General features: G+C 40.7%; 10 protein-coding genes. 5 read left to right on the top strand and 5 right to left on the bottom strand.

What is annotated here, in order from left to right:
* The first annotated feature begins 72 nt into the window (after nt 1–72).
* Nucleotides 73–477, top strand: a complete 405-nt coding sequence (locus FO440_RS14040) for a hypothetical protein (RefSeq protein WP_144248894.1) — start codon at nt 73–75, stop codon at nt 475–477.
* A 58-nt stretch (nt 478–535) separates the two neighbouring features.
* Here the strand turns inward: FO440_RS14040 and FO440_RS14035 are convergent, their stop codons facing one another.
* Nucleotides 536–1,255 carry an RluA family pseudouridine synthase gene (locus tag FO440_RS14035; protein ID WP_144248893.1) on the bottom strand — a complete coding sequence of 240 codons (720 nt, stop codon included), beginning with the start codon at nt 1,253–1,255 and terminating at the stop codon, nt 536–538.
* Between the two features lie 245 nt (nt 1,256–1,500).
* Here FO440_RS14035 and FO440_RS14030 point away from each other — a divergent pair, with 245 nt between their 5' ends.
* Nucleotides 1,501–1,989 (top strand): hypothetical protein, encoded by a 489-nt coding sequence (locus FO440_RS14030; RefSeq protein ID WP_144248892.1) that lies wholly within the window; start codon nt 1,501–1,503, stop codon nt 1,987–1,989.
* A 49-nt stretch (nt 1,990–2,038) separates the two neighbouring features.
* Here the strand turns inward: FO440_RS14030 and FO440_RS14025 are convergent, their stop codons facing one another.
* The 4 genes from FO440_RS14025 to alaS form a co-directional block, all read right to left on the bottom strand.
* Complete coding sequence (locus FO440_RS14025; RefSeq protein ID WP_144248891.1) at nt 2,039–2,728, bottom strand: response regulator transcription factor; 690 nt, start codon at nt 2,726–2,728, stop codon at nt 2,039–2,041.
* Between the two features lie 97 nt (nt 2,729–2,825).
* A complete protein-coding gene (locus FO440_RS14020; protein ID WP_144248890.1) occupies nt 2,826–3,956 on the bottom strand; it encodes a TlpA disulfide reductase family protein in 1,131 nt (376 codons plus the stop codon).
* Nucleotides 3,953–5,419, bottom strand: a complete 1,467-nt coding sequence (gene gatB, locus FO440_RS14015; protein ID WP_144248889.1) for an Asp-tRNA(Asn)/Glu-tRNA(Gln) amidotransferase subunit GatB — start codon at nt 5,417–5,419, stop codon at nt 3,953–3,955. The genes FO440_RS14020 and gatB overlap by 4 nt, the downstream gene beginning before the upstream one ends.
* 271 nt (nt 5,420–5,690) lie before the next feature.
* Nucleotides 5,691–8,384, bottom strand: coding sequence for an alanine--tRNA ligase (alaS, locus tag FO440_RS14010; protein ID WP_144248888.1), 2,694 nt, complete (start codon nt 8,382–8,384; stop codon nt 5,691–5,693).
* 132 nt (nt 8,385–8,516) lie between these two features.
* On the opposite strand from alaS, the gene FO440_RS14005 reads away from it, so the two are divergent.
* The 3 genes from FO440_RS14005 (at nt 8,517) to FO440_RS13995 (ending at nt 11,760) form a co-directional block, all read left to right on the top strand.
* Nucleotides 8,517–8,852 (top strand): MerR family transcriptional regulator, encoded by a 336-nt coding sequence (locus FO440_RS14005; protein WP_144248887.1) that lies wholly within the window; start codon nt 8,517–8,519, stop codon nt 8,850–8,852.
* Nucleotides 8,853–8,947: 95 nt separating this feature from the next.
* The gene (locus FO440_RS14000; RefSeq protein ID WP_144248886.1) at nt 8,948–11,050 is read left to right on the top strand and encodes a ComEC/Rec2 family competence protein; all 2,103 of its coding nucleotides are present in this window, start codon (nt 8,948–8,950) and stop codon (nt 11,048–11,050) included.
* Between the two features lie 71 nt (nt 11,051–11,121).
* Complete coding sequence (locus FO440_RS13995; RefSeq protein ID WP_144248885.1) at nt 11,122–11,760, top strand: hypothetical protein; 639 nt, start codon at nt 11,122–11,124, stop codon at nt 11,758–11,760.
* The last annotated feature ends 39 nt before the right edge of the window (nt 11,761–11,799 follow it).

The raw sequence follows: 11,799 nt of genomic DNA, 5'->3' as shown, positions 1-11,799 counted from the left end.
AGTGGTGAGTAGAGAATGGTGAATGGTTTATGTCCGTTCTCTGCTCATCACTAACAATTCACTACTCAAAAAATGATCAAAGACCTCCCCGAAAATAACGTAACCGATATTGCCGTAGCTGTTGCCTTAGAAGGCGAAAACGCGCAAAGTAAAATATTCCACGTATATCTTATCAATCTTAAAAAAGAACCCATTGAAAATGTGCTGATAACCTCAAAGGGTTATGGCGAAAAGGATGGCGAGCAGGTTAAAACCTCTACCCTGCGCCATATGTTTCCGGTGGTACCTAATGGTTCGTACAAACAAATAGAGCTGATAGACGAGCAAACCTTTGGCTTAAGCAACGAATACTGGGTAAGCTACTACATAGGCAACCAGATCTACGATAAAAAATTTATCTTCCTCCCCGAAAGTATTATCGACTCTAATTTCATTAAACTACCCGTGGTAAATAAACCGGGGGTGATGATTAGGTAGTTGGCAGTATGTAGTAGGCAGTTGGCAGTGATTGTCAAAATTTACTGCAAACTGCAAACTAAGAATCAAACTTCTCCAACAACTTTAACAGCGTTTCAAAATCCTTTGGATATGGCGCGTGTATGGTTATAGACTCGCCATCCAGCTTTTTAAAGGTAACCTGGTAAGCGTGCAGGGCAAAACGTTTCATAATAGGCAGTTCTTCCTGGTCTTTGCCTAAATGATATTTGCGTTTAATGGCCGAAAGGAATACAGGTTTACCTTTATACATTTCGTCGCCGGCTATTGAGGCGCGTTGGGTGGCTAAATGGATCCGGATCTGGTGCATACGGCCGGTTACCGGGCTACACTCAACCAAAGTATAATGTTTAAAAAAACGCAGCGACTGAAACCAGGTTTCCGCACGTTTTCCCTCCTGCCTGCTGATGGTTACATTGCCCTTGCCTACATTAAGGATAGGCAGATCAACCAACAATTTTTCAAATACATGGGTACCGTCAATTACCGCATGATAAACTTTATTAACCTGACGCTTTTCAAACTGCATAGATACGGTGCGGTAAGCTTCGGGGTTCTTGGCTATAATTAACGCTCCTGAAGTCTCTTTATCCAGTCGGTGACAGATCTGTGCATCGTCAGAATATTCTTTTGCTAAACGCAGTATATTGATCTCGCCACCCTCTCTTTCGTCAAGCGAGCTGATAAAGGCTGGCTTGTTGATCACGATCAGGTCATCATCTTCGAATAAGATCAGGTCGGCAAATTTTGGAATCTTCATGTATTAAAAATATAGCCGGCAAAAATACGGTTTTTAAATTTAACCTGCGGTCTTTACCTTAACCAGGCTATGTATAATCCCAATGTTCTAATATCAGGACAGCTTTTATTGAATATCCTGCTTGGAGATTGCTTCGTTCCTCGCAAAGACGCGCATTTTATAGGTTGATTAATCAAAAAATTCAATTGGTGCAGTTATTGTATTTATAGCATCAAAAAAATTATCAATCTAACTATAGAAATATTATGAGTACTAACCCAACCAAACCCGAAGAAAAGGGATTTTTCGAGAAGGTAAAAGAAACAATTGAAGAGTTTTGGGATGGAACCAAAGACAAAGCCGAAGATATAAAAGATGCAGCCGAAGACAAGATCAACGATATAACTAAAAAAGCAGCCCCGGTTAAAAAAGCCGCAGCTAAAAAAGTAACTGCCGCCAAAACAGCCGTTAAAGAAAAAGCTGCAGATGTAACCGCCAAAGCTAAAACTGCAGCCAAAGATGTTAAAGCTAAAGCTGACACCAAGGTTAAGGAAATTAAAGCGAAAGCAAACGACACTAAAGCTAAAGCAGATGCTAAAGCAAAAGACATCACTGCTAAAGCAAAAACTACTGCTGCAAAAATTGAAGCTAAAGCCGATACTAAAGCAAAAACAGCTACAGCAGGCGCTAAGAAAGCAGTGGGTGTTAAAGCAAGCACAACTGCCGCTAAAGCAAAGAGAAAACCAGTATTGTAAATTTAAATCTTACAAAACAACAAAGGCCCCGGTTTCGGGGCCTTTTGTTTTATGCTTCAAATTTGTAACCTACTCCTTTTACAGTGGCTACAATATCATCTCCAAGTTTCTCGCGCAGTTTACGGATGTGTACATCAATGGTACGATTGGTTACTACTACAGAATCTTCCCAGATGTTTTTTAATATAACTTCGCGGGTATAAACCTTGCCCGGCTTTGAGGCCAGCAGATACAGCAATTCAAATTCTTTTTTTGCCAATACTACTTTCTCGCCATCCTTAAAAACCAAATAAGCTTCACGGTCAATAACAAGGTCGCCAATTTCAAGTTTGTTATCGGTAACCTCTTCAGACGGTGCGTTTCTGCGCAGTATAGCGTTAATACGGCTAACTAAAGCGCGAGGCTTAATTGGTTTAGCAATATAATCATCAGCACCTACGTTAAAACCAGCAATTTCAGAGTACTCTTCGCTGCGTGCTGTCAAAAATACCATAAAGGTATTTTTAAATTCAGGCATGGTGCGCATAATACGGCATGCCTCAATGCCATCCATTTTAGGCATCATAATGTCAAGCACAATAAGGTCAGGCAGTGATCTTTTCGCTTCGGTAACGGCTTCCTGGCCATTACGAGCCAAAAATACCTGGTAACCTTCTTTTTTTAAGTTGTACTCAATAAGCTCCAAAATATCCGGCTCATCGTCAACTATAAGTATTTTTTGTTTTGTAGAGGTGCTCATGAACAATTGTAATTTTGTTATAAAAGTATGTACTTAAAAAAAGCTTAGCGTAAAGCTAATATTAACAAATTGTTAACAGGCACCTTTTCTTAACATATTATATAGGCTTATTAAATGTTTTGTTTAAAAATTGTTCAAGTTCCTCGCCTCTTACATTTTTGGCTACGATAGTGCCTTGAGGGTCAATAATAAAGTTTGCAGGGATACCTTCAATATGATATAAACGTTCAGTAGGGCCGTCAAAACGTTGCAGGTCTGACGCGTGGGCCCAGGTTAATTTATCTGCATCTATCGCTTTTTGCCAGTCATCTTTCTTAACATCAAGCGAGATACCTAATATGTTAAATCCTTTATCCTTAAACGCGGCGTAAGCTTTAACTACGTTCGGATTTTCGGCACGGCATGGCGCACACCATGATGCCCAGAAATCTACCATCACATACTTGCCCTTATAGTCTGCCAAACTAACCGGTTTACCATCAATACCCGTAGTTGTAAAGTTTGGTGCCTTATGCCCAAGTGACAAGGGTTTAACCAACATCATCTGGCGGATAAAGCGCTGTACACCCGGATTGTCTGAAAAACTGCCTTTATCTTTTAATTCATCCGCGTAAGCAACCATTTGCTGCTCGTATTTCATTGGCTCAAGCGATGACATGGCATAGAAAGCAGCCAGCGACGTTTTATTATCATTAATAAATTTTAAAACATCTTGGGTATAACCGTCCATATTTTTCATGAACATAGGACGGTAAATCGCAATCAGCGAATCTGATTCTTTACCTGCCTGTTGCACTTTTGCCTGGTATTCTTCAACTATCTTACTGTTCTTTTCGCCCCAAAAATTACTCAGCTTATTAAATTCCTGGATCTTTTCAGAACTTTCTGAGCCTTTGATCTGATAAGTGTGCGCCTTATCATTCTCATCAGTAGTAAACTCTATAACTTCTCCGTTTTTGGCTATCAGGTCATAAATTGCTGTACCTATGCGTAATTTATACAGATTGGCATAAGGAGCCGGATGTTTAAATTCAAAGCTACCATCCGCGGCTACAGCGGTCGAGTCGATAATACTGATCTGCGTGCTATCTGCTTCAAGCAGGTAAGCCTTTTTTATTGTACCCGGATTTTTAACTGTGCCCTTAATTTTAAATAATGACTCATCCTTACATGATGCCATTAGAAGGACCAAAGCGATGATGCTATATACTACTGAACGTAATTTCATTTAGATTCTAATTCTTTAATTAATAATTTGTTGGTGGCCTGCGGGTCGATCTTACCTTTTGAGCTTTTCATGATCTCGCCCATAAACAGACCTAAAACGCCTTTTTTACCCTTTTGGTACTCTATTACTTTATCAGGATATTTAGCTATAGCATCCTGTATATATTTACTGACATCATTACTGTCAGTGGTGATCAGTAAGTTCAATTCGGCGGCAAGGCTGTCAGCCGTTTTCTCCGGGTATTTTAGCATAGCCGGGAACAATTTATGCGTAGCAACCGAGTTATTTACGGTCCCGCTGTCTACCAGTTTAATGATGCCGGCAAGGTTTATCGGCTCTATACCCAAATCTGTAATATGCTGGCCTGTTTCATTTAAATGCGATTTAACAGTCCCCATCATTAAATGGGCAGCGGCTTTGTAGTTTTGAGTATGTTTGATCAGTTCCTCAAAATATAAGGCCACCTCTTTATCGGCAGTGATCACTGATGCATCATAATCTGATAAACCTATCTCCAAATATTTTTTATAAAGCTGATTAGGTAATGCAGGCAATGTTTTGCGAACATTTTCTACGTAGGCGTTATCCAGCACTAAGGGTAACAGGTCGGGCTCGGGGAAATAGCGGTAATCGTTAGCCATTTCTTTAGAGCGCAATACCGATGTTTCGCCGGTATCCGCATTAAAATTCAATGTATTTTGGTCGATTCTGCCGCCGTCTTCAATAACCCTTACCTGGCGGGCAAATTCATGCTCGATGGCGCGCTGTACGTTACGGATGGAATTTAGATTTTTCACCTCGCAACGGTTTCCGTATTGGGTAGCACCTTTAAGGCGCACAGAAATATTGGCATCGCAGCGCATGCTGCCTTCTTCCATGTTACCATCGCAAATATCTAGGTAGCGCAATAGTTTGCGGATCTCGGTTAAAAACTGGCCTGCTTCTTCAGCGCTGCGCATATCAGGCTCTGATACGATCTCAATCAGCGGTACTCCTGCTCTGTTCAGGTCTATCAATGAATCAGCATGATGATTATCGTGCATACTTTTACCGGCATCCTCTTCCATATGGATGTGGTGGATAGCCAGATTTTTTGTAGTGCCATTTGCTAACCTCACCAAAACCGAACCGCCTAAACATACCGGCATATGATCCTGGGTGATCTGGTAACCTTTAGGCAGGTCCGCGTAAAAATAGTTTTTACGGGCAAAGCTGTTGTTGAGGTTAATGCTACAATTGCAGGCAAGGCCCATTTTAACCGCATACTCAACCATGCGCTTATTAATGCGCGGCAAAGTACCCGGGTGACCTAAAGATATGGCACTGATGTGGTGGTTGGGTTCGGCGCCAAAAGCAGCTGAATCTGACGAGAAGGCTTTGCTTAAAGTAGATAGCTGTGCATGAACCTCTAATCCAACAACTAATTCATACTTTTCGGCTATTTCTACTGGTAGAAGTGTCATAATTAATAATTTGATTAAGGTATTTTCCCTTAATCATTTTCAAATATATAAAAATATACAAAGCCCCTTCTAAATCTCTCTTTGTATATAAAATTTATTAATAACAAATGGTGACGCATCAGTGTCAGAATTTTGTTTCATTCTGTTTCACCGATTTTCATTAACCGATTAATTTTCAGCTTGTTAAATAAAAATACTGTTTCACTTGTTTCATCTGTTTCACACTCTCGTGAAACAGACGCCGCTTATTAAGCCTTCCAAATCGGGATAATTAAGAAGCAGCTATAAAACTTTTTGCTTTTACTAACACCGCATCTAACCCATTCACATCCTTACCCCCTGCGGTAGCAAAAAATGGCTGGCCGCCGCCGCCGCCCTGGATCTCTTTAGCCAGTTCGCGAACAATGTTACCGGCGTTAAGGCCTTTTTCTTTTACCAGGTTTTCGGCTATCATAACCGTGATGTTTGGCTTGCCATCAATAACGGCAGTTAACACCAAATAAAGATCGGCAACGATGTCTTTTAAGTTGTACGCCAAATTCTTAATAGCATCGGCATTAGGCAACTCAACCTTTTGGGCGATAAAATTAACACCGTTGATTGTTTCGGCCTTTTTAGCCAATTCGTCTTTCAATCCTGACGATTTCTCCAGGATCGACTTCTCTATCTCTTTCTTTAAACGGGCATTTTCTTCTAACAGGCCTTCGATACTTTTAGCGATGTCCTTAGGGTTTTTAAGCAGCTCTTTAACCTGACCGACCAGTTTGGTTTGGTCGATGATAAATTGCTCGGCACCAATGCCTGTAATAGCCTCTATACGGCGTACGCCTGCCGCTACAGCACTTTCTGATACGATCTTAAAGTAACCGATAGCGCCCGTAGCCTTAACGTGCGTACCGCCGCAAAGCTCTTTACTAAACTTCTCGTCGAAGGTTATTACCCGTACAAAATCACCGTATTTCTCGCCAAATAAAGCGGTAACCCCACTGCTGATTGCGACATCGTAAGGTACATTACGCTGTTCATTTAAGGCGATATTCTCGCGCACTTTTTCATTCACAATAGCTTCAATTTGGGCCAGCTCATCATCGGTTACCTTAGCAAAATGCGAAAAGTCAAACCTCAGGTAATCACTGTTTACCAATGATCCTTTTTGGTTTACGTGTGTGCCCAATACCTGTTTCATAGCGGCATGCAGCAAGTGCGTGGCGCTGTGATTGTTCATGATATTATTGCGGCGCTCGCGGTCTACTATAGCGGTTAGGGCATCGTCAATATCATCAGGCAGTTTATCTACATAGTGAACGAGCAAACCGTTCTCTTTCTTGGTATCCGTAACATTGATCACCTCACCATCCGGGAAAACCAGTTCGCCGGTATCGCCTACCTGGCCACCGCTTTCGGCGTAGAAAGGCGTTTTATCCAATACCAACTGATATTGCTCCTTACCCTTAGCAGTAACCTTACGATATTTGGTAACGTGCGCTATCGTTTCGGTTTCGTCATAACCGGTAAACTCGGTTTCTTCGTCTTTCAGGGTTACCCAATCGCCGGTATCAACAGCAGATGCAGCGCGGGAACGTGTTTTTTGTTCCTGAAGGGCTACATTAAATCCTTCAATATCAACGCTCCAACCCTGCTCACGAGCCATCAATTCAGTCAAATCTAAAGGAAAGCCATAAGTATCATTCATTTCGAACGCAAATGTTCCGGATAATACTTTATTAGCAGTTTGTCTTGGATCAGCATCTGCATCAATGATAAAAACATTTCCTACATAATTTACAGATGTCATTTCTTCAAACCTTCTTATGCCAGCAGATAAAGTTCTCAAGAAAGAAACCTCTTCCTCTAAAATCACTTTCTGCACAAAATCCTTCTGACTGTATAGCTCATCAAACACACCTTTAAATTGATCTGCCAACAAAGGCACCAACTGGTTTAAAAACGGCTCTTTAAATTCCAAGTACTGATATGAGTAACGCACGGCGCGGCGCAAGATCCTGCGGATAACATAGCCGGCTTTATTGTTTGATGGTAATTGCCCATCGGCAATGGTAAAGCTTACCGCACGGATATGATCTGCCAGTACACGCATGGCAACAGCCGTATTCCAATCGGCATCACCGGGAACAGCTGCGGCATTATATGCCTTACCTGATTTTTGCGCGATGAAATCGATCATCGGGGTAAACACATCGCTGTCATAGTTGCTTTGTTTACCCTGTATCACACGCACCAAACGTTCAAAGCCCATACCAGTATCCACGTGCTGAGCCGGCAATGGCTGCAATGATCCATTCTTTAACCGGTTAAACTGCATGAACACGTTGTTCCAGATCTCAATAACCTGCGGGTCGTCGGCATTAACCAGTTTAGCACCCGGTATTTTAGCGCGTTCTTCGTCACTACGGTTATCATAATGAATTTCAGAACAAGGGCCGCAGGGGCCGGTTTCGCCCATCTCCCAAAAGTTATCCTTTTTGTTTCCTAACAGGATATGGTCTTCGGGCACATACTTTTTCCAGAAATCATACGCTTCCTGGTCTTTAGGCAGGCCTTCTTTATCGTCGCCCTCAAAAATGGTAACGTAAAGCCGCTCTTTATCTATTTTATATACTTCGGTCAGTAACTCCCAGCTCCACTCAATGGCTTCTTTTTTAAAATAGTCGCCAAAGCTCCAGTTGCCCAGCATCTCGAACATAGTATGGTGATAGGTATCGATACCTACCTCTTCCAGATCATTATGCTTACCCGACACCCGTAAACAACGTTGCGTATCGGCAACGCGCGGCGATTTTGCAGGCGCTTCACCCAAAAATATATCCTTAAACTGGTTCATACCCGCGTTGGTAAACATCAGCGTAGGGTCGTTTTTAACAACAATAAGTGCAGAAGGCACAATAGTATGCCCTTTAGAAGCAAAAAAATCAAGAAAAGCCTGTCGTATTTCGTTAGCGGTCATATTTAACTATGTGTAGTAATATGTGAAATTTTGTATACACACATAGCGCAAAAGTGTGAAATTTTGTGTAGAACTCCACACTTTTTTTCACACTTGACACTCATTTAAATAACAATAAACTTACCTTTGCATATGCCTTATAAGGAACGCGAGATCAATAAAATGTATTACACCATGGGCGAGGTATCGGCCATGTTTGACGTTAACGCGTCAATGATCCGTTTTTATGAGAAAGAGTTTGATGTTCTGCAACCTAAAAAGAACAAAAAAGGCAACCGGCTTTTCACCCCCGAAGATATTGAGAATCTGAAGATCATTTTTCACCTGATCCAGGACAAAGGCTATACCCTGCACGGCGCTAAAGAACATTTAAAGGGTAACTTAAACGAAAGTAAAGACAGCCAGCGGGTTATCCAATCGTTAGAAAACCTGAAAAAGTTTTTACTTGAAGTCAGAGATCAATTGTAGACTAAGATCATTGGATCTTTAGGATGATAAGATTCTGTTCATTATTTTAGCTATAAAAATCCTATAACCTTAAAAATCCTGCAAATCATAGTTTAATGCTGGCTAACCATAAAGGCGAAATACCATTTGTAGTTCTGATCCTGCCTTTTCTGTTAGGGATAAGTTTGGGATTATGTTTTTCGTCTGCCGGCTACCTGATGTGGGTATTTGTTTCCACCCTTTTGTTGAGCATTGTTTTTATCATCCTGAATTTTAACTACGCAAAATTCAGTTTGTATAAAGTAAGATGGATAGGCGGCTCGCTGATCGCCATCATTCTTTTCCTTACCGGATGGTTAAGTGTGATCCGCTACAATGAGCTAAACAGACCTGATCATTTTTCAAAGACACCTGCACAATACCTAGTAGTAAAGATCAATAATGAACCCGCTGTTAAAAATGGACTGGTACGCTTTACTGCCGTTGCTGAGCAGCAAATTATTAATAACAAACGGATAAACACCAGCGGCACCTTACTCATTGCCATAAAAGACACTACCGCCAACAAACTTTATTATGGCGACGAGCTGTTGATCCCTGCAAAATACAATACTATAGACCCGCCATTTAACCCGGCCGAGTTTAACTATAAGCGATACCTTGCCAATCAAAATATCTACCACCAGGCTTTTTTATATCCGAAGCAGTACGTGGTTATCAATCATAATGCAGGCAACACGGTTATTGCCTATTCTTTAAGATTGCGGCAACACTTAATCGAAAAATTCAAGCTGCACATGCGCGACACCTCAGCTATCGCCGTTGCATCTACATTGATACTTGGCTATAAAGCCGATCTGAGTAATGAGTTGTTGCAGGCTTATTCTAAAACGGGAACTATTCATATCCTGTCGGTATCGGGCGGGCACGTGGCGGTTATTTTTATGCTGCTCAATTTAGTATTTGGCTTTTTGGGGCGATACCGACATGGTAAAGTTATTAAAGCTATGCTCATTATAACGTTGATCTGGTATTATTCACTACTTACCGGCTTCTCGCCTGCTGTTTGCCGTGCGGCGGTAATGATATCGCTGATCATTATAGGTAAAACTTACAGCAGGTATATCAATATGTTGAATATATTGGCCTTATCGGCTTTCCTGTTATTACTTTACGATCCGTACTTTATTGCCGATGTTGGTTTTCAGCTCTCCTATCTTGCTGTCGCCGGGTTACTTATATTCCAGCCGTTAGTTTATAAATTGGCAACGTTTAAAAACAAATGGGCCGATAAACTTTGGGGCGCTTGCTCTGTTTCTATTGCTGCGCAGGCTATTACTTTTCCGCTTAGCGCGCTTTATTTCCACCAGTTCCCGGTTTACTTTTTGGTGAGCAATCTGTTTATTCTCATACCCGCCGAATTCATCATTTGTATAGGGATGGCTTATTTGCTTTTGCCGGAAATACCTGTTGTGTCCGCTATATTAGGTTGGGTGCTGGAGAAATCCATCCTTATAATGAACAAAGTGTTGGTGATAATAGAACATGCTCCATTTGCCAGTGTCGGTAAAATATGGCTAACAGCTACAGAATACCTGTTAGCCTGTACACTTATTATTTGCCTGTTCTATTTTTTATTCGATAGGAAAAAGTGGCTAATAAAAGTCAGCCTTATAATAATTCTTTTGCTTGGGGTAAGTATTAGCGCGAAAAGAATTAACGCTTTACGATCTAATAGCATCACGTTCTTAAATATGCGCAAACACCTGGGCCTGATCTTCAAGCACGGTGATCAGGCGATCATATTATCAGATATTAATAGCGCCGACAAAAACTATCAATATTCGGTACAACCCTATTTAGATAGCTGTAAAATTACCGATACCACTATCAGGAATCTAAAGCAAAATATCAGGTCGGCTTATTTTATAAAAACCAATAACCTCATTCAGTTTCAAAACAAAAAAGTATTACTGTTTAACAAAGACCTGCAGGGAAAACAGCTACCCAAAAAATTAAATGTAGATTACCTATACGTAACCGGTAATCCGCATACATCTTTAAATGAAATTAATAAAAACTATGCCTACACATCGTTAGTTATAGATGGCAGTAACAGCAATACATTGGTTGACAGCCTTGAACACCAGGCCAAAAATCAGCATATAATTTACCGGGTAATTAAACGTAACAATTCTTTCATAGTCTCATCTAACTAATAATATAATCGAAGCGAAAAGTTTGCTTAATAGATCATAAACAACTAAATTGTGCTTAAAAACAGAAAAAAATGAATACTAAAATTAAAATGGCTTTAGGCCTGGCATTTACAGCTTTAACCTTTAGCGCGAATGCTCAAAAAAAATATACCGAAGGTATTATTACTTCAAGTGTTAATGTAATGGGACAGCCTGTAGAGGCAAAAACTTATTTTACGACCGATTCAACAGCCATTGCTTTTCAAGCAGGGCCGGCAGCTGTAAGGATATTATCAAGCAATAAAGGCGATTTTATGGCGACATTAGTTGACGTGCCTATTGCATCAAAAAAATTCGCCGCAGTTGCAACCCCTGCCGAAGTCGAGGAAAATCTTTCCAAAATTCCTACTTTCACGTTTGCGCCAACTACCGAAACAAAGGTTATTAATGGCTTTAACTGTAAAAAAGTAGTAGCTACTGATGCCAAGGCAAATAAAACCTACGATTTTTGGGTAACTAATGATATATCGATCCCTCCATCACCAATGTCTAAAATTTATAATGGTGCTGGTGGTTTCCCTATTCAATACTACTCATTCCGCGATGGGCAAGCAGCCCAAGTTTCGGTAAAAAGCATCACTGAAGGAAAAGCTCCCGCAGGCACATTTGCAATACAAAAGGATTTTGAAAAAATAACAATGGAACAACTTGATTCCATGAGACACCAATAAGTCAATAAGTCAACATTTTTTTAAAGGCTTCTTAACCTT

It is taken from the genome of Mucilaginibacter corticis, assembly GCF_007558865.1.
GTDB classification, from domain to species: domain Bacteria; phylum Bacteroidota; class Bacteroidia; order Sphingobacteriales; family Sphingobacteriaceae; genus Mucilaginibacter; species Mucilaginibacter corticis.
This window is presented reverse-complemented; position numbering and strand designations above follow the sequence as displayed.